Genomic DNA, 21428 nt, shown 5'->3' with positions numbered 1-21428 from the left:
GTATGTGCGATTGTCCCGAATATGACGCCGCCCGCACAAAATGTTTGCCCTGTCGGCTTACGCCTGCCAGAGCTCCCCGTGTTTCCCCCATGAGCATATGAAAAAAGAGAGACACGTATGTCATCTCCCTTTAATCTTTTTTATGAAAAGAGTAGATATCAAGAACGAACTGCCGTCGGTTCGCCGTTCACCAATTGGTAAGCCGGAGATCGAACGGGAACGAAATACGAGGCGTCGATCAACATGCGTCTAAGGTCTTCATTCGCTCCGGGCTTGACCTCCGCCTTATTCAGCGCGGTCGCGATATCGATTCCGTAATCGACGAACACTTGACCTGCTTCGTCCACGAGCAAATTTAACGTTTGACGAGAATACATGCTTCGGATCTCCAGAGATTTCATGCCTAGCTTGGAGAAATCGACCGAAGCGAATCCGGGATATACTTCGTCGCCCGCCGGATTGCGGTTCGCGTGTCCGGCGCGATATTCGTCCACCTTCTTCTGAACGCCGGCGACGGATTGAAACACTGTTAGATCAAGCAGCCTGACGAGCGGATTCGTCTCTTCATCGATAATGAGAAATTGATATGCGCCTCCGCTTTCGAAAGCGGCACCGGGAACTTGAGAGACATAACCGAGTCTTTTTAATTTGCCGAAATCCACTTTATATTTCTCGTACTGCGGAATCGTCTCATCGGCATTCTGAATCGGCAGCAGTCCCGTCTGTTCACGATAGCGGTCCACCGCATCCTGCACGGTAAGCACCGCTTCTCTGGCCGATGCGTTGTTTCCCGGAGATTGGTCCTCCGGATACATGCATCCCGCCAGCAATAATAACGCCAGGCTCGCCAATACCGCTGCTAGCGCCTTGGGCAATAATCGAACTATCATCGTTGAATCCTCCCGAATGACGTCAAATCAACCAATCGTCTTCTTCCTGTTCAGCCAGCCGCTTGCGGATCGCCGCTTTTAGCGGATCCTCCGGAATCGACACGACGACGTCGCCCCGCGTTCTGGCTTGGCAGGAGAGACGTACACCTTGCCCCAGCAGAGAGCCGAGCTTGCGAATTTCCGCCGTAGTCGGAGGCTGTAGACGATCCGCCTGATCCTCGGACACATGGATTTTACACATCAGACATCCGGCCACGCCTCCGCAGCGCGTGCGAACCTTCGCGCCTGCCCTGCGGGACGCTTCCAATAAAGTCGTTCCCGGTCTAACGAAGATTTGCTCCCCGTCCGGCCCGAAGGTTACCGAATGTTTGCCCCCGCCCCCCATCATTGCTCCTCCTGGGGATCGAACATCCTGGCGCCTGCAAGCGCCAGCGTTTCCGCCGCGATTTGTTCGCTTAATCGATTTCTGCGAATGAGTTCCTTCAGCAAGGGCATATGCTTATCTGGATCCTGCGAGATCAGCTTCCCCGCCGCTTCCGCTCGATCGTGCCGCTCGCGCAGCACGTTAAAGATCAATTCGTGCCCCAAAGGAATAACAGGAACCTTAACTCCGTCAAACTCGATGATGTCGCAATTGGGGTAAAGAAACCCGTTCACTTCCGTCGTATAGACGGATTGTCTGGCGTAAACGCGAAAATGTCCGACCAGCTCGACCATCGTTCCCTCGATCCGATAATGGGACAACGTGGAATGGTATTTTTCCGTCTCGTTGTCTTCCGGGCCATCTAACGCATAAGAACGCAAACGTTCGTGAACGGGACGAACCGCATCCTCATCGACGTAAACATCCAGATCGCGCGGAGGGCGATCTAGGTTCGCTCCGCGCAGAACCAGCCCCGTGCTGCCCCCGACGACGTAGCTGGCTTCTTCTTCCTCCAGCTCGGCGATCAGCTTCGTCAGCGCGGAGAGCGGCAAATCGTTCCGCATATCGGCCACTTCCATTCTTGGCTTAGAAATAAGTTTTGTTTATCGCTTTGATGACGCCCTTCGCCTCTACGACGGCTTGGCAGCCCAGCCGATATCCCGCATCCAATTCGTCCGGTCCCAGTCGGTCCCACTCGGCATCGCTCACTTCCGACAGCAGATCCGCGCCTTCCTCCACGATACATCTGCACTTCGCGCATGTGCCCCTGGAACAGTTGAACTGCCAATCTATCGATTCGGACTGCGCGATCTGGAGCAAGCTTTTGCCGATTTGCGTTTCGACCGTTTTCGAGAGGGTTCGTCCGGTTAAAGTAAGTATGCTGATCCCCTCCACTTATGTATTATACGATGGATAAAAGTCCACAAATCATACCATAAATCAGCATAACGATCGCGACTAGCGTGAGGACGAGACGAACCCATCCTTTTGTTTTGGTGCGCGCGAATGTAATCATTAACGCCGCCAATACCATCAAGCCGATCCCGATGAAGGACACCCACATTTTGCTCATCGGATCCAGCTTGGCCGCGGCGTACGTTTGCAGCATGTTAAACATCGATGCCGCCCTCCCATCTCTTACTGACTCAAATGCTTAATATTATACCATTTGACAAGTAGGTTGACAAAAATGGAGTAAAAGTAGTTTTTTGTCGAATGAAGGAGGAATAGAGCTATCGGTGTAGAATAGTAATTTTGGAAAGTTTTAACTTAGACGAAAGGGTGTTACGAAATTGGAAACTCCGCAATTGGAACAAACGCAAGGCGAGCAATCGCAATCCGCAAATTCGCAAAGAATTCAGTATGAAATTACGAGGGAGCCGGAACAGGAAACCAGATCCTTGCCGATGGGCGTCATTATCGTCGGGGCAGTCGCCGCAGCGTTGGTGGGAGCCGTCGTTTGGGCATTGATCGCCTATTATGGCAATTACGAGCTTGGCATACTGGCTTCGGCAATCGGCGCGCTAGTCGGCTTCGTCGTTGCTTTCTTATCTCGGAAAAACGTGACGCCACTGCACCAGATTATCGCGGTCATATTCGGTTTGCTGGGTGTTCTCGCAGGCAAATACATCACTTATTATTTAGTCAAACAAGATGTCGAAGAGTACCTTCAGCAACTAGGTTTATCGGATGCCGGCTCCATTATCTCCTTTAGCGACATGTTCAAAATGTACGACGTTCTCTGGATCGCTCTCGCCGCCGTGGCAGCCTGGACAATCCCGCAAAGATTCTCTCAAAGAAACGTCAGCTAAGCCCCAGTGAGATAGATCGGTTTTCCGCCCATCTCCTACATAAATGACGCACAAAAAGACTTCCGGCGACCGGAAGTCTTTTTGCATTACGCTCCGTTATTATTTCTTCACCATCATTTTGACGAGCGACTCCAAGTTGCCCATGTTCAACCCGCTCTTCTTGACGGCACCGACGATTTCCTGTATCGTGCTTTCGGATACGGGAACGTTAGCCATCGCCGACACCTGTTTAATCAACGCCCTGATCTGGGCATCGCTTTGTAAAGTGCTGGGAGTAACAGAGCTCGCGATCTTCTTGATGGAGTTTTCGGAGATGTTTTTCCCGGTTTTTTTATTGACGGCGCCGAGTAGATCCTTCGGAAATTTGTCCATACTTCCCCTCCTCCGAATGTAACAATGCATCCTATGAGGAGAAGGTTCGAAGGGTGCGGGCTTTTACCGCCCAAGCCTTATATTGATCGATTGGCCCGCTTGCTCGTCAATTCGGTCGCGACTTCCTCGATCTCGTGGGTACGAACGCGACCCATTAGCGCCCCGACCGCTTTATCGGGAGACAATCCTTCAAATAGAACGGCATAGAGCTGATCCGTGATCGGCATCTCGACACCATGCTGGCGGGCCAGTACGTAAGCGGCTTTCGTCGTTCTCACGCCTTCTACGACCATGCCCATTCGCTCCAGTACTTCTGGCAACGGAATCCCTTGCGCTAGCATTGAGCCTGCTCTCCAGTTGCGGCTATGTTGACTGGTGCACGTCCCTATTAAGTCGCCTACGCCGGCCAAGCCCGCGAACGTCAAGGGGTTAGCCCCGATCGCATCTCCAAGCCTAGCGATCTCCGCCAAGCCGCGCGTAATGAGCGCCGCCTTGGCATTGTCGCCGAAGCCGAGTCCATCGGAAAGACCGGCCCCAAGCGCGATAATGTTCTTGATCGCTCCGGCCGTCTCCACGCCGACCATATCCGGATTCGTATAGACTCGGAAGTAAGAATGATTCATGAATAAATCTTGCGCCGCTTCCGCGCAGGAAACGTCCTTGGCTGCCACGACGATCGTCGTCGGATGCTGCTGCACGACTTCCTCCGCATGGCTGGGTCCGGACAAGACGACGATACTGCTCTCCGGACGACCTAGTTCCTCCGAGAGCACGACGGACATTCGTTTCAGAGAATCGCTCTCGTAACCTTTCGTCGCATGAATAACCAATGCGTCCTTTTGAAGAACCTTAGCCGCTTGGCGAGCGACTTCTCGCATGGCGGACGAAGGCGCGACGAACAGCACCGCCTCGGCGCCTGCCATCGCTTCGGCCATATCGGACGTGGCCGAGATCCCCTCGGGCAACTTTACACCGGGAAGGAACTTGTCGTTGCTGCGCTCGCGGTTGATCTCGTCCGCTTGAGCTTGTTTACGCGTCCATAACATGACGCGATGTCCGTTATCCGCAAGCACCCGAGATAATGCCGTCCCCCAACTGCCCGCAACGATTACGGCGATTTTCTTAGACACCGTGAGGCTCCCCCTTCTTACCGCCGCCCAGCTTATTTTCAGTTCCGTTCATAAGCTTAACGATGTTCTTGCGATGGCGGACAATCGCAAGCACGGCAACGACGACTGCCCCCCATATCAACGAGGTGTTCAGATCGAATATATAAAACAAGATCGGAAGCAATACGGCGAAGATCAGAGACCCTAAAGATACGTAGCGAGTAACGACAATAATCAAAATAGCCGCGATTCCCGCGATCAGCGTCGGCAAAAACGCCCAAATCACCAAAGCTCCGACGGTTGTTGCGATCCCCTTACCGCCTTTGAACCTGAAATAGATCGGCCAGTTATGTCCGGCGATAGCGGCCAAACCGCATGCGACCGGGATCCAAGCGTTGCCGTCCCCTAACCACTGTCCAATGAGCACACCGGCCGAACCTTTGGCAATATCAAGCAGGAACACGGCGATCGCCGGTCCTTTGCCCAATACTCTGAGCGTATTCGTCGCTCCCGCGTTGCCGCTGCCGTGCTCCCTGATATCGATCTTGCGGAGCCACCGCGCGAACAAAATGCTGAATGAAATCGAGCCTAATAAATAACTGACGATAATCGCAATAATCGTGTTGAGCACGCCGTTCTCCCCTATTCTTGATCGGATTTCTTACGGGTGAACAATCTCAGCGGAGTTCCTTCGAAAGCGAAAGCCGCGCGGATTTTGTTCTCCAAATACCGTTCGTAAGAAAAATGCATAAGTTCGGGGTCGTTGACGAAAATGAGGAAAGTCGGCGGTTTGACCGCGATCTGCGTCATATAGTTGATGCGCAATCTTCTTCCCTTGTCCGTCGGCGGCGGATTCATCGCGACCGCATCCGACAAGATGTCGTTCAGCACGTTCGTCGGTACGCGCAGCGCATGCTGCTCGGCAACCCGCGTTATAACGGGGAACAGCTTGGTCAGTCGATGTTTCGTCAGAGCGGACAAGAACACGACAGGCGCATATGTCATGAACAGAAATTGTTCGCGAATCGAGTTCGTGAAATGCTGCATCGTTTTGTCGTCCTTCTCGACGACATCCCATTTGTTCACGACGAAGATCGCCGCTTTGCCGTTCTCATGCGCATATCCGGCAATATGCTTATCCTGCTCGATAATGCCCTCCTCGCCGTTAATGACGACGAGCACGACATCCGCGCGTTCGATCGCTTGCATCGCTCTCATCACGCTGTACTTCTCAGTCGTCTCGTAGACCTTGCCGCGTTTGCGCATGCCTGCCGTATCGATCAGAACGTATTTCTGCCCGTCTTTCTCGAACGGCGTGTCAATCGCGTCGCGTGTCGTTCCCGCGATATTGCTAACGATAACGCGCTCCTCTCCTAGAATCGCGTTCACGAGAGAGGATTTGCCCACGTTCGGGCGTCCGATCAACGCGACCTTGATCACGTCGTCGTTATACTCTTGGTCTTCTTTGACCGGAAGTTTGCTCACTGCAGCATCGAGCAAGTCGCCGATACCCGTTCCGTGCGAGCCTGATAGCGGCAACGGATCGCCGATGCCAAGCGAATAAAACTCGTAAATGTCGTCCATCCGCTGCAGATTATCGACTTTATTAACCCCAAGCACGATCGGCTTGCGCGAACGGAACAGCAAACGCACCACTTCTTCATCCGCGTTCGTCACTCCGGATTTGGCGTCGACCATAAAAATAATGACGTCTGCCTCTTCGATGGCAAGCTCAGCCTGTATTCTTACCGATCGAAGCAAGCTATCTTCGCCGTCGATTTCAATGCCGCCGGTATCAATGACGTTAAATGAACGCCCATTCCACTCTCCGGTGCCGTATATACGATCTCTGGTTACACCCGGTTTATCTTCGACGATCGCAAGACGGTCGCCGATAATCCGGTTAAATATCGTGGATTTGCCCACATTGGGCCTTCCAACGATGGCTATAACGGGTCGTGCCATATTTTCCACTCCTCAACATATCGAACAATCATCGTCCTGGCAGGGCCAGGAACTGAAACAATCGCAAATTTCATCATATCAAAAATCGGTCTACTTGGCTAACGATTATTGCCTGAGCCCATGTTTGGAGTGGATCGTCTTCAGATAATTACTTGTGATCCACGATAATAAACAGTTCCTCGTCGACCGAATGGGCGGAACAGTCCATCACCTTCTCCAGCAAGTGGGCAATCATTTGCAGATGAGCTTCGTCTCTCGCGAAGATAATCGGAGCTCCGCCTCCGACATACTCGCGCTTCGTCGTGACGACGCCAACGATCTTAGCCACTTGGGTTCGCCTCCGTGCTCTTTCGGTTTGCTTCCGTAGGCATGCGCACGGCCGCCTCTAGAAGCGGCACGTTTCTAACCGATTGATAAGCTTTGTCCGTATCCTTCTCACGCGGCAGTACGAGAATTCCCAGCTTGCCGGTAGGCAGACCTAATTTCGCGATCGGCAGCAAAGAAGGGTCGCCATCGTCGCGATAGACGCCAAGCCGCGTCGACACGTCGTGAAGGATCGCTTGACGCTGCCCCAGATTGGCGATCGTGACTTTGGCGTCGTCGTTCTTCGGAGTCAAAATAAAGCCGATGCCCAGTTGCATGATAATGTTCCTGCTCTCGTCCAAGCCCACATTCATTAAGTACACGTCTCCGACGAACAGATTTGGCCCCTCTAGCTTGAGAGGCGCCATCTGGACGTCGGCGATATGGGATATTTTTTTTCCCTTCATAAAGTAATTCGCTACTACTAGCAACACTAAACCCATGATCAAACCCACCCACCAACCGATCCAGAGGACGAAATTACTGGTTATAAAAGCGGTCAGGATCGCCAAATAATTGCGCCCTTCAAACACGACCGCAATCCCTTCGATATAAGCGGCCCCTCTCGGGATCAATTCCATTTTGTCGATCGCGGTCAGCGTGTTGCGTTCCATATTGCGCACTTCGCGAAATTGCTGCGCCGCGAGTGACAAGAACGTGATCGCCGTGTAATCTTTGTTGTACAGCGCAGGAACGGCGACCGAACCTAGTGCCCCGGCGATCAATCCGAGCGACAAGTGGATGATCTTCCCATGAGGATACGCCGGGTATTGGCGATAATCGCTGCGAAGCATCGTTACCCTTACCGCCATTCCGAACGCCGTTCCGAGAACGACGGCGGTCAATTCTTTGTGGGCATGTAGCCAGCCGAGCATCATAAACGCTGCCCCCCTCTTTTTCCGCTGAATTTCAACGTTAGTTTCCTTCCGTGTTCTACTGCCGACTTCACGGCCGCGCTCCATAATCGAGCAAACGACACGGCGATCCACCAGCCCTCAAGCCACGCAGCGCCCCTTATCTCCGACATCGACTCACCGGGGGCTTGCACGATAGCCGCAATCCCTTCGCTTAAGATGAGGCTTAACGATATCGCCAGCACCTGTTCCGGCAAGGAACGAAGAAAAAGCGCAGCCAGCAAGCCTACGAGTATCGGAATCGCCCAAGGCGTGTAACCGTGAGCGATCCCGATTGGCGAATATGCAATTCTGCCGAGCAGAATCGCAACGGAACCAATCAGAATGCCGGCCGACAGCGACATCCACCTCCTGGCGGGAGGGATTCGCCATGCCAACGCACCGACGGAGATCAGCGTCCATAACCATGCCCCGTTAAGCGACACCGACGAGGTTACGGGAAGACTCCCGAGTATCGCGAGCGGCCAAACGGCAAGAAAAATGCCGACGGCCCAATACGGCACTCCCTCGATTGGCTCCTCCCTCCATCCGCTCCACCATAAGATCGCGGCGATCAACCATAAGAAAGCGGCTATGAATATCGGCGACATCCCCTCTCACCTCCATAAGCTAGTATGCGCCGGATAGGCTGCAATCCATGCTCTCGATGGACGACGAGGAAATATCGGAGAGGCCGCCTCTGCCGGAGTTACTCGAAACAATCGCGCTATTTTGGGACTGCAGTGTCTATTCGCCGGAGTTGCTCGAAATAATCGTGCTATTCTGAAACAGCAGTGTCCATTCGTCGGAGTTGCTCGAAACAATCGTGCTATTCAGGGGCTGCAGCGTCTAGACGCAAAAAACCCGCCTGCATAGGCGGGTTTTCGAAAATATAACTTATTTGAACTTGCTCAGCTTATCGCCGAAACGTTCTCCCAGGTTAAAGCTCATGCTTTCAGCCGGCGGAAGGTTCGTTTCTTCTCTTGGCGCGCGCGGTGCGCGAGCTTCGCGTTCCGGACGGGCCGGCGCTTCTTCCGTTTCCTTGATGGACAGGGAAACGCGTTTCTCGGCAGGGTTGAAATCAAGCACTTTCGCTTGAACTTCTTGACCTTCCTTCAACACCTCGTGAGGCGTTGCGACATGGCGATGCGCGATTTGCGAAATGTGAACGAGTCCCTCTACGCCCGGAGCGATTTCAACGAATGCTCCGAAAGTGACCAGACGTTTAACGACGCCAGTTACGACATCGCCGATGTTGAATTGGCCGACAGCCGTTTCCCAAGGACCCGGTTGAGCCGCTTTAATGCTGAGGGAAATTTTGCCGATCGAAGGATCGACTTTCAGCACTTTCACCTTTACGTCTTGGCCTTCGGAGACGACGTCCGCAGGATGCGCGACATGTTGCCAAGCCATCTCGGACACGTGCACGAGACCATCGATGCCGCCGATATCCACGAAAGCTCCGAATGGTGTCAAGCGTTGGACTTTTCCTTCCAACACTTGGCCAGGTTGAAGCTCGTTCATGATTTTTTGTTTTTGCTCTTCGTACTCGGCATCGAGCACGTCCTTGGCGGAAAGAATGACCTTGTTGTTTTCACGGTCGATTTCTTTGACTTTCACCTTTAACGTACGGCCCTTATACGAGCTGAAATCTTCTACGAAATGACGTTCTACCATGGATGCCGGAATAAATCCGCGTACGCCCACGTCAGCGACCAGGCCGCCTTTGACGACGTCGGTAATCGCGACTTCGAAAGCTTCGCCGTTGTCGAATTTCACTTGAAGCTCATCCCACGCGCGTGGAGCGTCTGCTTGGCGTTTGGAAAGAACGAGCGATTCTTTGGCATCGTTGATGCTGACGATTTTCGCTTCGACTTCCTGGCCGATTTGAACCGCTTCTGCGGCATTCTCCAGATTAACGGAAGACAGTTCGCGCAGCGGAATGACGCCGTCATATTTATATCCAAGGCTAACGTACGCTTGGTTGTCGTCAATTTTGACCACCGTACCTTTCACGGTGTCCCCTTTCTTCAAGGTTACGACATTCTCCAGCGCTTCCTGGCTGACGTTCTCAGCCACCGGTTCTGCAGCCGCAGTTTCTTGGACGTTGATTTCTTCAGACATGAAAAATTACCTCCTCAGTTCTACCCCAACTTTATTTAAACCCGCTTTAAAAGGTTGTTCAAAAAGTTCGACTTCGATCACTTGGCTAAACTTTTTGAACTCGCACTATGCGGCGCTTAAATCTTACTTACCCGAAAACGCGAGAACCAAATAATGCCTTTAGTATGATGGTTTCTTGCCGGAAACATGCATCCGATTAAGAAGCCGGTTGCCCGGTTCTTACCATTTCCCTGATGCGGGACATAATCAATTCGGTCGCTTCTTCCAAACTTTCGGACGTGCCTTGCTCCGCGTACGGCGTCAGATCAATCGGCGCTCCGTACACCGCGAGCATCTTGCGGAACGGACGGTACTCTCCGACCAATGCGACCGGTACGACAACAGCCTTGGCGCGGACAGCCATCGTTACGGCTCCGCGTTTGCCCATGCCTACCGATTCATTGCGGGTACCTTCCGGAAAAATCCCCATCACGTTTCCACCCTGCAACAGCGTAATCGCCGTTCGGATCGCTTCCTTGCTCACGCCTCCGCGTTTGACCGGAAACGCTCCTAAAGCTCTAATCAACGAGCCGAAGAGCGGAATACGGAATAACTCTTCTTTCGCCATATAATGAACTTTGCGGGGCACCCATATCCCCAAAGTGATGGGATCCTGTAAACTTTTGTGATTGCTGCACAACACGAGCGGGCCATCCCGGGGAATTTGCTCGACTCCCCTGACCTCCAGCCGGTAGAGCAACCAGTAAACGAAGCGGAGAATAGCTCTTGCGAAACGATATAACATAATTTACTTCTCCCCCGCCGAAATGGTTCTTACCGCCGCAAGTCCCCATTGTACGATTTCTTCCGCAACCTCGTCCACTGTCTTTCCCGTGGAATCGAGCAGAAGAGCGTCGTGAGCCTGAAGGAGAGGCGCAATGTTGCGCTCTTGATCCAAGCGATCCCGCTCGGTGATTTCCTTCTCCAGTTGCTCAAGCGTGATCCCTTCGTTCGGATCGAGCTCAAGGAATCGCCGTTTGGCCCTCTCTCTCGGCGTAGCGGTTAGAAAAACTTTAAGCTCCGCGTCCGGAAGAACGTGCGTGCCGATATCCCGTCCGTCCATGACGACGCCTTTCTCCAAGGCCATGCGCCGTTGGAGCTCGGCCATTCTTGAGCGAACGTCGGCTAATCGGGCAACGTAGGATACATTGCGATTAATGTCCAACGTTCTGATCCGCGAGGTTACGTCTTCTCCGTTCACGAGAACGCGCTGGGACTCGGCGCCGGGTAATAGAACGATATCCAATCCGTCCGCCAAACGACCTACACCCTCGTTATCCTCGGTCGAAAGCCCCGATTCTAGCACCTTCAACGTAACCGCCCTGTACATGGCGCCGGTGTCTATGTAGATATAGCGAAGAGCGCTGGCAACCTTGCGGGCGACCGTGCTTTTGCCGGCTCCAGCCGGACCGTCGATCGCGATATTGATTCGAGGGGAATACGGTGCGTTCATAAGATAAAGATTAGACCTCCTACATGCCGACAACAAGAGATGACGAATTGCGCTTGCTGACCAAAAAATAAGGCAGGCACAGCCTGCGTGGATCGAGAAAATTATACCACAGGGCCTTTGCGGATGCAAAAATGGTTGCGTAAACGCTAGCGGGATTGGCGATGAAAGGGAACTCCTTCCGCGCTATCCGCCTTCGTGATCCAATGCCTGACGGCGGGAAATTGCAAAGCAAGCTGGGCTACGATCAACAACCCGATAAGCGCTTTGATCCCTTTGATCAACATCTTCTCCATGCGATCCGACCAGGCAATAAACTCTTGGTCGTATCTATCTTTCGATTTCTTCACCATCTATCAGGCCCTCCGGAACGCGCGCCAAGGCCGCGCCGGCTGTCGCCTGCTTCATTCCCTGCGCATGTCCAATTGACGTTCGAAACAGTATCGTATCACTTTCTGTTGATCGGAATCCGAGATTTCCTGAAAGCGCATCATGATCAAATGCTTGTCCGGCTCGATCGGCAACACTCTGACGACTTCTCCTTCGAATTTGGCGTGTGCGATCGATCCGCCCTTATAGCTTAATAATAACCAACAAGAAAGCACGTCATTCGGTCCAATCGGCCATCTTCTTTCGCATAAGAAAGAAACCCCGCCTCCGCTTATATCCTCGGTGACGGCGACGAAGCTGAGCTTATCTCCGATCTTAACGGCAAGCTCCAGATTGGCGTTAACCCTGAGGAAGCTTCGCCGCTGATCTTTCGTTATCTGGTCCGGATCGGGCTTGCGGATCGCGATCAGAGGGACCGATTCCTTGCGGAATCCGGTGACGCTGCTGGAGAATAAATGCTTCACTCCGTCTTGGGTGAAAAAATACAACTCCATTTCTTCCCCTTCACGGGCTCGATACAGCTTTCGGCTTTTCTCGTTTAACGGAATTTCGATATAAACGTTCACGTCGTCTATATCCGCAACGCGCGAGCGCAACGTAACCGTCTCGGAATCGGCTTCGGTCTGTATGTACATCATTTGGTTGATTTTCGGAAGCACCTGCACCCCTCCGTGTCCCGGATGAGCCGTTTTGAAACAAAAAACGGCATATCCTTTTCTTAACGATAGTATGATTCGGACACATTATATCATGCGGATAGGGATTCGGGAACGAAAATACGCCATCACTCCGGCGAAACCCGGGGGATGGCGCATGCGGAATCCGTTTTATTTGTATATCGCTTTTTCCGAACTCGGGATTTCCTCGATACTTTCCTCAAGCCCCGTGTCTGCATTCAAATAGATCCGATAGTGGCGGTCGTTGATCTTGCCCATGAACTCGTGACACAGCGTCGGCTTGCGCATATCATTCTCGATGACAGCTAGCGACGAGCTTTCGATGCGGAAGTCCGGATTCAATCCTTTTCGCGTTTGCTCCTTCGTCAGCTTTGGCTTGCCCGGCGTCAGAACCTTCTGAGCAAACACGTGGTCGCTCGCTTGCAATCCCACGATTTCTCCATTATCCAAAGCGACGCGCACCGTCATTTTGTCCGAATAGTTTTTTACGCCGCCGATTGTATGGGCGTAAGTGAAGACAGCGACATGGTCGTATTCGTCGTAAGTGATCGGAGTCATATCTTTGTAATCGTGCCGTATCAGAAACTGGGAGCCCTTATTGCGCGCCGTATCGAAATTGATTTTCCGGCTTTTGACGACGCGGGGATTCATATACCAGAGAAGGTGCCCCCCTTTGCGCGTATAATCCATTTGCACCGGAGTTCCGCCATGTCCATTAACTGTAACCGCGTATACGGGCAACTCCGTCTTGCCGCCTTGCTCCGTGACCTGGATTTCGCCGTTGGCCGCCGAATGGCCGAGGAATTGGACGGCTTTCCTCCTGATTTCATCCGGCGACACTTCGCTACCGTCCAATCCCTTAGACGAAAGCTTGCGGGCCGTGGACATCGCGGACGGTCCCCATTCCGCCTCTGGATAAGCCCCCATATGCTTGTCCATCGATTTGAACCCGTCGATGATCGTATTGTCGTGGGGGCCATTCTCGCTCGCCATTGCAACTTCCACATCCATCCAGCGCAAGCGGTTCTTGAGGACCGCATCTTGAACTTTGCCTAGTTCCTGGTTAACCGATCCCGCGGTCTTATACAACGATTTCATCATTTTGACTTCATCGGAGCTAAGCGGCTCTTTCGTCAAATCCCGAACGGATGTGCGGTAAGCGAAATTCGACATCCGAGAGAGGAACTCCTCCGCTTTGTTGAACGGCAGCATCGCGAGCGGAAGCTGATTGATCTCGTTCTGAGCTTGGCTTGTCAGTCTCCAGACGTTCACCAGTCCTTTGCGATGCATTCCTTGGGACGCGGACGATACCGCAAGCGTTTGTCCGAGCTGATCGTGCAGTCTTCCCATATGCGTGCTTAGATCGTGGAAGGCGCGCTGGTACTGGTTTTCCGCCTTGATCAGAACGGAGTTTTTCTCCTGATGCTCCTGATACCCCCAGACAATGGAGCCGATAAACAGAAGCGTCGCGATCGGAAACAAAATAGAACTTAATCGAGCATACATGAAAAGCCGACCCCTTTCATTCCCATACGGTATGCCGTTATTGTGGGAAGAAGACTTCGACTTTATGCGCGAATTCGGCACGATTCGTCCAGAAAGGAAACAAAGCGCCCATCGGCTAGATGAGCGCTTCCTCTTCGATATCGAAATCCTCGGCGTTATTGCACAGGCACATCTTGAATCCGGTATCCACCCGTCCCCTGTCTTTACGCCCTCGTAAAATGAATTTTTCATTGCAACGGTTGCACCTGATCGTTACCTTCAGCCGTTGAGACAACAAGGCCCCTCTCCTTTACCGAATGTTATCACACCCAGTATGGACGGATCGGCTAGTATTTAATCTCTTCCTCCCGCTTAATAAACCGAAACGGAGAGATGGCATTGGCGCTATTCACCATCCGCATCCCCCTGAACCATAACAAGAACATAAACGGAACGGCGAGCCAGACCCAAGTCGACGGAACGGTAAGAAATAGATAGTCATATACGCCATGCCAAGCGATAGGAAGCAGTAAAGCAAGCCATAAGTGAACCTTAACGGACCTGCCGACAGAAAACTTCGCTTTACCCAGAGAGTAACCCATAAAGACGCCGAATAAAGCATGTCCCGAAACCGGAAGCAGTGCACGAATCATAAGAGATCCGAACGTCGCGGGCTGAAGAAAGGCGTAGAGCACGTTCTCTAGCGTAGCGAAGCCCAGCGACACAGCTACGGCATACACAATGCCGTCGTATGGCTCATCGAACACAGTATGATTATAAATAATATGATAAAGAACGAACCATTTGAAAAACTCTTCAACACCCGCGGATATAATAAACGAGTAAGTAAACGGGTTTTCTCCCCACCAGATGACCAAGCTGCGTTGGACGATCATGATCGGGACCACGATCAATGCTCCGGTCAGGAACATCTTGACCACGATCGGGATCGGTTCGGCGTCATAGCGATCTTTCCAGTAAAAATAAGCGAGCAACGCAATTCCCGGTATGATCGCGGCCGCCAATACCGATATGAGCAACATCCGTTCGCTCCTCCCTTCCTGATTTTCATTATAACAGTAAATCGTTGCCCATAAAAAAAGAACATTTCGTGAAGATAGGTATTTTTTACCTGTTGAATGCGCGATGACGCAACAAAGCCCCGAATCGTCGGGGCTTTGTTGCGTCATTGCAAGCCGGTATTAATTCGTGAAATGCTCGGCCAGTACTTTAACGGCATCAGAGTCAATAATTAATTGACCGTATTCCTCAAGAACGGCTGGCGTAATCGAAGTTGCTTCTCCGTATTCAGCCAAAACGGCAATCAGAGCATGATAAGCGGAGCTCTCCATTCCCGCAGGGTCGAAGCAAAGCACCCATTGGTTCTGATAACGGAACATGCTTCCTTCGTCCGTCAAACGGCCGTTCAAGGTCTTCGCCGCGCCGATCGCATCTTCAATATCTCTGAATCGATATATGATAGCTTCGCTTTGCTCAAGCGTAACTTCCAATTCATAGACTTCGTCCTCGTCTTCGGCGGCGTGTTCGGCGTCTCTCTCGAGCTTCCCTCTCGTTACGATGACGACCATGCCTTGCGCGGGCATTGCGAAAACCTCAACGGCAAGTGGCCCCGAAGCGTCGAATCCCAATTCGTTATAAGCTTGATCCATCATCTCGCTGAACAGTTCGTGCACTTTCGGTATTTCCCGCCACATGTCTTCCTTTTGGATCCCGCGCTCCGTCAAATCGTCAAACGTGAGGAAAATCCGAATTTTGTCTTGGCTAAGCCGCTCCATCCTCATGACAGGATCCTCCTTCTGCCGGTGATAACAGCTTATGATTAAGCATATAATGCGTGAATGATCTTTCTTGACAACATGTTATCACTTCTCCATTAGAAATGCACTAGGGAAAACCCTCTATACGCAAAAAAACGGCACCTTTCCCCCTTGAATCCTGGGGAAAGGCGCCTTCGCGATTCGACTTTATTCCGTTTTAATTGTGATGCCGTCCGTTTTCATTCAAGATCGACTCGACTTCCGCGCCGACTTTCGGGTCCTGAGAAATCAGCTTCTTCACCTCATCCAATCCCCCTTCTCGGGAAGAATGGGATGAGAAGGAATGCTCAGAATGACCGTCGCTGCCTGAACCCCGGAAGTTGCTTGCAAACTTCATGCCCATAGCTTTGCCGATCGCATCGTCCTTCATGCTGTTTACTCTCTGCTTAAGATTATGCCCCAAATTTGTGGCAGCCGCCGACATTCTCTGATTGCGCCGAATCATCATTACGATGGCCGCACCCGCCAGACCGCCGATTACAAAAGTCCCGATTTTCATTTGCCACCTCCTTATTACCTATATTGTGACCGTGCTCGGACAGGTCATGCTCCATCAAAATAAGGAAGCTTGAACTGTCGAAAAAAGGGGTAAATATGATACAATCGAACAATCGAACGCACGAAAAACAGGGGGACTTATTCTCATGAACCGTCGATTGACTTCTTTAAGCACAATCATCTTGTTGGCAGGCCTTCTTGCGGCCTGCGGCAACCAAACCGCTTCTCCGGGAACCGCTTCTCCTACCACTGCAGTATCAGAGACCGCACCGGCCTCTCCAGAAGCTTCATCTTCGGAATCCCCGCCCGCAAGTTCCGAAGCGCCTGCGGAAACCGAAGAGAACGTCCCTCCGGAACCCGAGCAAATTGAAAAAACGTACCGCATGAACAAAAATTATTTCATCGTCCCGATCGACAAAGAAAAAACCGATAACAAAATCGTTCTTCTGACGTTCGACGATGGGCCTAAAGCGCCCGAGACACTAGATCCCCTTCTGGATACGCTGGACAAGCATCATGCGAAAGCGATCTTCTTCGTGAACGGCTACCGTGTAAAAGCGAATCCGGAACTATTGAAACAAATCGACGAACGCGGCCAAGTCATCGGCAATCATTCCTGGGATCATATCGCGCTGAAGAAGGAAAAGGAACCGAAGATCAAGGAACAAATCGAAAAAGTTCAAGAGATCGTAAAGGAACTAACCGGCAAAGCCCCAGTTTTCTTCAGGCCTCCACACGGATCCTCCAACGACTTCGTCCGCAAAATCGCCAAGGAAAACGGACTGCTCTTTATGACCTGGTCGAACGGCTCCCTTGACTGGGATATGGGGAAAATCGCCGAAGAAAAACGTCCTCAGAAGGTGATCGACAATGTGTTGGAGCAGTTGCACCCCGGAAGCAACATTCTGATGCACGAGCTGCCTTGGACTGCCAAGACGCTCGACAATCTCCTGACCCAACTCGAAGAGAAGGGCTACTCGTTCGTCGATCCGAACGCTATCGAGACGGAATCGGAATAACTCCAAACGAAAGAGGCTGCACGCGGGGAGCGAATCCGCGAGCAGCCTTTTTCGAACCTCATAGTTTCTCCATATTCTGCCCCCACCACAACAGTGCGGCAATCAAACTTCCGAAAAGAAAAACAAGAACCAAATAAAACCACTTGGACAATTGCCTTTGTTTCACGGGATGGACCGTCGAGCGGGGCGGCATTCCGATCTCCGGGATCCCCGTGCTAGCTGCAGTCTCGGCGATTGCCGCTTCCAGCTCTTCTATAGTTAAAGGCTCTTCGGATTCCGTGGAATCGCTGAATGCGGCCTGCTTGGCCTCGACGTATTTTTCCCATATCGAGGATGGCTCACGGTCCGATTTCATTTATCTTCCCTCCGCAAACGAATGATACAGCCCATTACGAAGTCCACCAGGAAGTGCGCCAAGATCGGCGCCCACAACGTACCCGTATAATTAAAGAGCCAACCCAATCCGTAACTGATCGCGAATACGAGCCCGGTCGGAATCCAATGGCGCAAGTAACGCACATGGATCGCCGCAAAAACGATACTCGTCCAATAAGGCCCGATCGCGTATTGAATGGCTCCCCGGAAAAGCAGTTCCTCGCATATCGCTACCACGAATGAAATGACGGCGATGTGCCATACCGGCCTGGCCGCGAATATCCTTTCGTTAATGCCTCCATCGTCCTGGGCTTCTTCAGGCACGAATCGGGAGATGGCGAGATCGAAAAGCAGGACCAGTACGGCGAATCCTGCACCCCAAGCGGCAAAATCGTACGCGGAAGGCCAAATAAATAAATCAAGTGGATTTCTGCGCTGAAATAAAACCCATACGATACCGATAATAAGGGTAAGCGCTTGAGTGATATATAAATTAGCTAGCAGCATGTTATCGTTTAGTTCGTCGACGTTTACTTGGCGGACTTTGATTTTACGGATGTCGAATTTTCTCATGTTCCCTCGCGTTATGCTAATTTTTGTATGTTCAAGCGCATCGTTTTTTTCTATACTAGGTCTACCAATAATTTATTATGACATTAATAAAGGAGCAACCGATGGAAAAGCGTCTGAATCGATCTGATCTCATGTTTTCTTTGGCTTTCTTGTTCTTGCTTATTATCGCGATTGGCGCTTTTTTCTATGGCGTTAAAGTGGGGACCGATCGGACCGAAGCCAAGCACGCTTCGGCGAATGCGCCGGAAGTTTCCGCGACAGCGGAACCGAGCGCTTACCAGCAACAAGATTTGGTTTCCTTCTATCATACCGTATTTTTGTCTTATCGTGAATTTCAAAACGATTGGTTCGCCGCCCAAAATAAATGGCTGTCCGATCCGGCGGCGGATCGCTCCGCTTCCATGAAGGAATTGGCCAAAACGGCCAAACGCAAATACGAGGCAATTAAGGGCGTCTATGTTGCCCCGATCTCCCCGGAGCTTAAAAACGCGCAAACCGACTATCTAAAAAGCCTGAAGCTGTTCGAAGAAAGCTTCTCCGCCCTTGCTTCAACCGCGAACGAAAGTTCCGCACAGTCCGTTCTGGACAAGGTAAGCCGTAATTCTTTCTACAAGGAAGGGCTTAACCATTCTCTGAACGCGCAGAAGGAATATTACGCATCGATGCTGAAATGGGCGGCATCCGTGAACATGGACGTCAAAGGGGATTATACGAGCCCTGAAGTACTATCGATCGGAAAATGGTCGCATTTGCCGCTTATCGTGAAGATCAAGGTCGCTTCCGACTTCATGTCGGAGCAAGCCGCGCTAACCGATTATTTGCCGCACGATCTCGCAGCCAAAATCGACCAATTCATTAGTTCGGGCCAAGCGAACAAACGCAAAATCAAAAGCTTCAACGCCGTGGCGGAGCTACTCACGAGCACGGAAGCCGTCGGCAGCGGCTACTTCAACGAAGTGAAAACACGGTTTTACGAGGACGAACAACTGCCTCAATTGCCGTTTTTCTCGCCAGGAAAATAATTTTTTAGCTCTTTAACGCTATAAAGCGTCAATTGTCGCACATTCCCCATTGCAATTGTCTGTCCGATTGCTATAAAATAGGTAAGGCAATTGGAAAACGAGATCGTGCGTACGGCAATCGAAACATTGCAGTGACCTTGCGGAGTCACCCTCTATGCGCCGTTAGTCCGCTTCACGCGGAGGATCGGCGGTTGGGGGTGTTTTCTATATTCTTGAAGGAGGGTTTCACATGTTTAAAGTACTTGTATCGGATCCGATCAGCGATTTGGGCATTTCGCTCCTCGTCGAGGCGTCCGACATCTCCATCGACAAGAAAACCGGACTTAGCGAGGACGAACTCGTCGCAATCATCGGCGAATACGACGCGCTTCTCGTGCGCAGTCAGACTCGCGTGACGGAAAGAATCATGACCGCCGGCAAGCAGCTTAAAGTAATCGGTCGCGCAGGCGTAGGGGTAGACAATATCGATCTGGACGCTGCCACCAAACGTGGAATCATCGTCATTAACGCACCGGACGGCAATACGATCACGACTTGCGAACATACCTTCGCGATGATGATGGCCGTAGCTCGCCACATTCCTCAAGCGTATGCGAAAACCGTTAGCGGCGTCTGGGATCGCAAATCGTTCCTGGGCGTTGAACTTCGCAACAAAGTGCTCGGCGTACTCGGCATGGGCCGGATCGGCAGCGAAGTGGCCGCCCGTGCGAAAGCGTTCGGAATGGACGTACTCGGCTACGATCCGTTCTTGACGGAAGAACGCGCGGAGAAAATGGGCGTTCGCAAAGCAACCGTCGACGATATCATCGCTGAAGCGGACTTTATTACCGTTCATACTCCGCTTACGCCGGAAACCCGCCATATGATCGGAAAAGAACAGTTCGCGCGCATCAAAAAAGGCGTTCGCATCGTCAACTGCGCGCGCGGCGGAATCGTCGACGAGCTCGCTCTGGTCGATGCCATCAACGCGGGCCAAGTCGCCGGAGCCGCTTTCGACGTATTCGAGGAAGAACCTCCTGCGGCGGACCACCCGTTCCTGAATCATACGCAAATCATCGTGACGCCTCACCTTGGCGCTTCGACGGTGGAAGCTCAAGAGAACGTTGCAATCGACGTTTCCGAGCAACTGCTTCATATTCTTCGCGGAGAGCCGTTCAAGAATGCGGTCAACATGCCTCCGGTCGCAGCCGACGTTATGAACAAGCTGGAGCCTTATTTCCAGCTCGGCAAGAAACTCGGCAACTTCGCGGCTCAGATCGCCGAAGGCCCTGTCAAGGAAATCGCGATCGCTTACGCTGGCGAATTGGCTGACGTCGATACGCAGCCGCTCAATCGCCAGATCGTGGAAGGCGTTCTTGCCCACCACCTCGGATCCGAACAGGTTAACGTCGTGAACGCCTTGCATTTGGCCAAAAACCGCGGCGTGAACATCGTCGTGACGAAATCGAACGCGACTAAAGGCTTCACCAACCAGATCAGCGTTACACTTCGCACGGACAACGAAGAACGTCTTGTCGCAGGCACGCTGCTGAACGGGTTCGGACCACGCATTACGCAAATCGACAAGTTCCCAGTCGACGTCGAACCGCAAGGCCATATCCTGCTTATCTCGCACGACGACAAGCCGGGCATTATCGGCCGCGTCGGTACGCTTCTCGGCACGCGCGACGTGAATATCGCGACGATGCAAGTCGGACGTAAGATCGTCGGCGGCGCAGCGATCATGGTCGTCGGCGTGGATAAAGGCGTAACGAAAGCGATTCTGGGCGAAATCGCTTCTCTGCCGGATTTGAACAACGCCAAAGAAGTTCATTTGTATTAAATACACGCGTAATAAAACCGAAGGAGATTTGGGCCGATACCAAATCTCCTTCGGTTTATTTAAACTCTATTCATAAAAAACACAAGTTTTTTCTAGACATCGATTCGCTCCGTGTTTCCCCGGCAGACGAAGCTGCATATTCCTATACGTATAGAGAAAAATAGCAAAGTGACAATCCAGATTTCCTAATATAGCGATCTTTTTCATCGTATTTGCTCATGACACGGGTTCCGTGAGAAAGAAGTACGATGTTTTTCATCATTAATCGGTCCCGGGAGCACGAAAAAGT

General features: G+C 51.9%; 28 protein-coding genes. 4 read left to right on the top strand and 24 right to left on the bottom strand.

The genetic code is table 11. The features are described from left to right. Positions 1-158 precede the first annotated feature (158 nt). The 5 genes from FPZ45_RS03005 to FPZ45_RS02985 are packed head-to-tail and all read right to left on the bottom strand — an operon-like array spanning position 159 to position 2395. Positions 159-890, bottom strand: a complete 732-nt coding sequence (locus FPZ45_RS03005; protein WP_144698192.1) for a hypothetical protein — start codon at positions 888-890, stop codon at positions 159-161. 22 nt (positions 891-912) lie between these two features. Further along, positions 913-1275 carry a 2Fe-2S iron-sulfur cluster-binding protein gene (locus FPZ45_RS03000; protein ID WP_144698409.1) on the bottom strand — a complete coding sequence of 121 codons (363 nt, stop codon included), beginning with the start codon at positions 1273-1275 and terminating at the stop codon, positions 913-915. Next, complete coding sequence (locus FPZ45_RS02995; protein ID WP_186438193.1) at positions 1275-1877, bottom strand: nucleotidyltransferase domain-containing protein; 603 nt, start codon at positions 1875-1877, stop codon at positions 1275-1277. Before FPZ45_RS02995 ends, FPZ45_RS03000 begins: the two co-directional genes overlap by 1 nt. Positions 1878-1899: 22 nt before the next feature. After that, positions 1900-2208 carry a 2Fe-2S iron-sulfur cluster-binding protein gene (locus FPZ45_RS02990; RefSeq protein ID WP_342780017.1) on the bottom strand — a complete coding sequence of 103 codons (309 nt, stop codon included), beginning with the start codon at positions 2206-2208 and terminating at the stop codon, positions 1900-1902. A 7-nt stretch (positions 2209-2215) separates the two neighbouring features. Beyond that, on the bottom strand, positions 2216-2395 hold the full coding sequence (locus tag FPZ45_RS02985) for a DUF2768 family protein (protein ID WP_144698404.1): 180 nt from the start codon (positions 2393-2395) through the stop codon (positions 2216-2218). Positions 2396-2606: 211 nt separating this feature from the next. On the opposite strand from FPZ45_RS02985, the gene FPZ45_RS02980 reads away from it, so the two are divergent. Beyond that, positions 2607-3125 carry a hypothetical protein gene (locus FPZ45_RS02980; protein ID WP_144698188.1) on the top strand — a complete coding sequence of 173 codons (519 nt, stop codon included), beginning with the start codon at positions 2607-2609 and terminating at the stop codon, positions 3123-3125. A gap of 99 nt (positions 3126-3224) precedes the next feature. Here FPZ45_RS02980 and FPZ45_RS02975 read toward each other — a convergent pair whose 3' ends face one another. The 17 genes from FPZ45_RS02975 to FPZ45_RS02900 form a co-directional block, all read right to left on the bottom strand. Then, the gene (locus FPZ45_RS02975) at positions 3225-3497 is read right to left on the bottom strand and encodes a stage VI sporulation protein F (RefSeq protein ID WP_144698186.1); all 273 of its coding nucleotides are present in this window, start codon (positions 3495-3497) and stop codon (positions 3225-3227) included. A 77-nt stretch (positions 3498-3574) separates the two neighbouring features. Then, positions 3575-4627 (bottom strand): NAD(P)H-dependent glycerol-3-phosphate dehydrogenase, encoded by a 1053-nt coding sequence (locus FPZ45_RS02970; protein ID WP_144698184.1) that lies wholly within the window; start codon positions 4625-4627, stop codon positions 3575-3577. Continuing rightward, positions 4620-5237, bottom strand: coding sequence for a glycerol-3-phosphate 1-O-acyltransferase PlsY (gene plsY, locus FPZ45_RS02965; RefSeq protein WP_144698182.1), 618 nt, complete (start codon positions 5235-5237; stop codon positions 4620-4622). Before plsY ends, FPZ45_RS02970 begins: the two co-directional genes overlap by 8 nt. 11 nt (positions 5238-5248) lie before the next feature. Further along, the gene (gene der, locus FPZ45_RS02960; RefSeq protein WP_144698180.1) at positions 5249-6571 is read right to left on the bottom strand and encodes a ribosome biogenesis GTPase Der; all 1323 of its coding nucleotides are present in this window, start codon (positions 6569-6571) and stop codon (positions 5249-5251) included. Positions 6572-6719: 148 nt separating this feature from the next. Beyond that, on the bottom strand, positions 6720-6899 hold the full coding sequence (locus tag FPZ45_RS02955; protein ID WP_144698178.1) for a capping complex subunit for YIEGIA: 180 nt from the start codon (positions 6897-6899) through the stop codon (positions 6720-6722). After that, positions 6892-7809, bottom strand: a complete 918-nt coding sequence (locus tag FPZ45_RS02950) for a YIEGIA family protein (protein WP_144698402.1) — start codon at positions 7807-7809, stop codon at positions 6892-6894. Before FPZ45_RS02950 ends, FPZ45_RS02955 begins: the two co-directional genes overlap by 8 nt. Next, a complete protein-coding gene (locus FPZ45_RS02945) occupies positions 7809-8438 on the bottom strand; it encodes a hypothetical protein (protein WP_144698176.1) in 630 nt (209 codons plus the stop codon). Before FPZ45_RS02945 ends, FPZ45_RS02950 begins: the two co-directional genes overlap by 1 nt. Before the next feature lie 286 nt (positions 8439-8724). After that, positions 8725-9951, bottom strand: coding sequence for a 30S ribosomal protein S1 (rpsA, locus tag FPZ45_RS02940; RefSeq protein ID WP_144698174.1), 1227 nt, complete (start codon positions 9949-9951; stop codon positions 8725-8727). A gap of 196 nt (positions 9952-10147) precedes the next feature. Next, positions 10148-10735, bottom strand: coding sequence for a lysophospholipid acyltransferase family protein (locus tag FPZ45_RS02935; RefSeq protein WP_144698172.1), 588 nt, complete (start codon positions 10733-10735; stop codon positions 10148-10150). A gap of 3 nt (positions 10736-10738) precedes the next feature. Continuing rightward, complete coding sequence (cmk, locus tag FPZ45_RS02930) at positions 10739-11443, bottom strand: (d)CMP kinase (RefSeq protein WP_144698170.1); 705 nt, start codon at positions 11441-11443, stop codon at positions 10739-10741. Positions 11444-11589: 146 nt separating this feature from the next. Then, a complete protein-coding gene (locus FPZ45_RS02925) occupies positions 11590-11793 on the bottom strand; it encodes a hypothetical protein (RefSeq protein ID WP_144698168.1) in 204 nt (67 codons plus the stop codon). 51 nt (positions 11794-11844) lie between these two features. Continuing rightward, complete coding sequence (locus FPZ45_RS02920) at positions 11845-12489, bottom strand: flagellar brake protein (RefSeq protein ID WP_144698166.1); 645 nt, start codon at positions 12487-12489, stop codon at positions 11845-11847. A gap of 168 nt (positions 12490-12657) precedes the next feature. After that, entirely contained in the window at positions 12658-14013 is a 1356-nt protein-coding gene (gene ypeB / locus FPZ45_RS02915; protein ID WP_144698164.1) for a germination protein YpeB, read from the bottom strand. Positions 14014-14128: 115 nt separating this feature from the next. Continuing rightward, the gene (locus FPZ45_RS25195) at positions 14129-14290 is read right to left on the bottom strand and encodes a hypothetical protein (RefSeq protein ID WP_186438192.1); all 162 of its coding nucleotides are present in this window, start codon (positions 14288-14290) and stop codon (positions 14129-14131) included. A gap of 49 nt (positions 14291-14339) precedes the next feature. Continuing rightward, positions 14340-15035, bottom strand: a complete 696-nt coding sequence (gene prsW, locus FPZ45_RS02910) for a glutamic-type intramembrane protease PrsW (RefSeq protein ID WP_144698162.1) — start codon at positions 15033-15035, stop codon at positions 14340-14342. A gap of 159 nt (positions 15036-15194) precedes the next feature. Beyond that, complete coding sequence (locus FPZ45_RS02905; protein ID WP_144698161.1) at positions 15195-15794, bottom strand: genetic competence negative regulator; 600 nt, start codon at positions 15792-15794, stop codon at positions 15195-15197. 193 nt (positions 15795-15987) lie between these two features. Further along, positions 15988-16329, bottom strand: coding sequence for a hypothetical protein (locus tag FPZ45_RS02900; RefSeq protein WP_144698159.1), 342 nt, complete (start codon positions 16327-16329; stop codon positions 15988-15990). Between the two features lie 145 nt (positions 16330-16474). On the opposite strand from FPZ45_RS02900, the gene FPZ45_RS02895 reads away from it, so the two are divergent. Then, a complete protein-coding gene (locus FPZ45_RS02895) occupies positions 16475-17347 on the top strand; it encodes a polysaccharide deacetylase family protein (RefSeq protein WP_144698157.1) in 873 nt (290 codons plus the stop codon). A gap of 58 nt (positions 17348-17405) precedes the next feature. On the opposite strand, the gene FPZ45_RS02890 is transcribed toward FPZ45_RS02895, so the two are convergent. Together FPZ45_RS02890 and FPZ45_RS02885 are read right to left on the bottom strand one after the other, a co-directional pair. Beyond that, a complete protein-coding gene (locus FPZ45_RS02890) occupies positions 17406-17702 on the bottom strand; it encodes a hypothetical protein (protein WP_144698155.1) in 297 nt (98 codons plus the stop codon). Beyond that, positions 17699-18295 (bottom strand): type II CAAX endopeptidase family protein, encoded by a 597-nt coding sequence (locus FPZ45_RS02885; RefSeq protein ID WP_144698153.1) that lies wholly within the window; start codon positions 18293-18295, stop codon positions 17699-17701. Before FPZ45_RS02885 ends, FPZ45_RS02890 begins: the two co-directional genes overlap by 4 nt. A gap of 101 nt (positions 18296-18396) precedes the next feature. On the opposite strand from FPZ45_RS02885, the gene FPZ45_RS02880 reads away from it, so the two are divergent. Beyond that, on the top strand, positions 18397-19317 hold the full coding sequence (locus FPZ45_RS02880; RefSeq protein WP_144698151.1) for a hypothetical protein: 921 nt from the start codon (positions 18397-18399) through the stop codon (positions 19315-19317). 229 nt (positions 19318-19546) lie between these two features. Then, on the top strand, positions 19547-21139 hold the full coding sequence (gene serA, locus FPZ45_RS02875; protein ID WP_144698149.1) for a phosphoglycerate dehydrogenase: 1593 nt from the start codon (positions 19547-19549) through the stop codon (positions 21137-21139). Positions 21140-21428 lie beyond the last annotated feature (289 nt).

The sequence above is a fragment of the Cohnella terricola genome, assembly GCF_007786475.1.
Taxonomy (GTDB): Bacteria; Bacillota; Bacilli; order Paenibacillales; family Paenibacillaceae; genus Cohnella; species Cohnella terricola.
Note: the sequence above shows the minus strand (reverse complement) of the source record. Positions and strands in the feature narration are given on the sequence as shown.

What these genes read in the sequence shown, in the direction of transcription:
- FPZ45_RS03005 (WP_144698192.1), bottom strand. Translation starts at nt 890, where the DNA reads ATGATAGTTCGATTATTGCCCAAGGCGCTAGCAGCGGTATTGGCGAGC.
- FPZ45_RS03000 (WP_144698409.1), bottom strand. Translation starts at nt 1,275, where the DNA reads ATGGGGGGCGGGGGCAAACATTCGGTAACCTTCGGGCCGGACGGGGAG.
- FPZ45_RS02995 (WP_186438193.1), bottom strand. Translation starts at nt 1,877, where the DNA reads ATGCGGAACGATTTGCCGCTCTCCGCGCTGACGAAGCTGATCGCCGAG.
- FPZ45_RS02975 (WP_144698186.1), bottom strand. Translation starts at nt 3,497, where the DNA reads ATGGACAAATTTCCGAAGGATCTACTCGGCGCCGTCAATAAAAAAACC.
- der (WP_144698180.1), bottom strand. Translation starts at nt 6,571, where the DNA reads ATGGCACGACCCGTTATAGCCATCGTTGGAAGGCCCAATGTGGGCAAA.
- FPZ45_RS02950 (WP_144698402.1), bottom strand. Translation starts at nt 7,809, where the DNA reads ATGCTCGGCTGGCTACATGCCCACAAAGAATTGACCGCCGTCGTTCTC.
- FPZ45_RS02945 (WP_144698176.1), bottom strand. Translation starts at nt 8,438, where the DNA reads ATGTCGCCGATATTCATAGCCGCTTTCTTATGGTTGATCGCCGCGATC.
- rpsA (WP_144698174.1), bottom strand. Translation starts at nt 9,951, where the DNA reads ATGTCTGAAGAAATCAACGTCCAAGAAACTGCGGCTGCAGAACCGGTG.
- FPZ45_RS02935 (WP_144698172.1), bottom strand. Translation starts at nt 10,735, where the DNA reads ATGTTATATCGTTTCGCAAGAGCTATTCTCCGCTTCGTTTACTGGTTG.
- cmk (WP_144698170.1), bottom strand. Translation starts at nt 11,443, where the DNA reads ATGAACGCACCGTATTCCCCTCGAATCAATATCGCGATCGACGGTCCG.
- FPZ45_RS02925 (WP_144698168.1), bottom strand. Translation starts at nt 11,793, where the DNA reads ATGGTGAAGAAATCGAAAGATAGATACGACCAAGAGTTTATTGCCTGG.
- ypeB (WP_144698164.1), bottom strand. Translation starts at nt 14,013, where the DNA reads ATGTATGCTCGATTAAGTTCTATTTTGTTTCCGATCGCGACGCTTCTG.
- prsW (WP_144698162.1), bottom strand. Translation starts at nt 15,035, where the DNA reads ATGTTGCTCATATCGGTATTGGCGGCCGCGATCATACCGGGAATTGCG.
- FPZ45_RS02905 (WP_144698161.1), bottom strand. Translation starts at nt 15,794, where the DNA reads ATGAGGATGGAGCGGCTTAGCCAAGACAAAATTCGGATTTTCCTCACG.
- FPZ45_RS02900 (WP_144698159.1), bottom strand. Translation starts at nt 16,329, where the DNA reads ATGAAAATCGGGACTTTTGTAATCGGCGGTCTGGCGGGTGCGGCCATC.
- FPZ45_RS02895 (WP_144698157.1), top strand. Translation starts at nt 16,475, where the DNA reads ATGAACCGTCGATTGACTTCTTTAAGCACAATCATCTTGTTGGCAGGC.
- FPZ45_RS02890 (WP_144698155.1), bottom strand. Translation starts at nt 17,702, where the DNA reads ATGAAATCGGACCGTGAGCCATCCTCGATATGGGAAAAATACGTCGAG.
- FPZ45_RS02885 (WP_144698153.1), bottom strand. Translation starts at nt 18,295, where the DNA reads ATGAGAAAATTCGACATCCGTAAAATCAAAGTCCGCCAAGTAAACGTC.
- FPZ45_RS02880 (WP_144698151.1), top strand. Translation starts at nt 18,397, where the DNA reads ATGGAAAAGCGTCTGAATCGATCTGATCTCATGTTTTCTTTGGCTTTC.
- serA (WP_144698149.1), top strand. Translation starts at nt 19,547, where the DNA reads ATGTTTAAAGTACTTGTATCGGATCCGATCAGCGATTTGGGCATTTCG.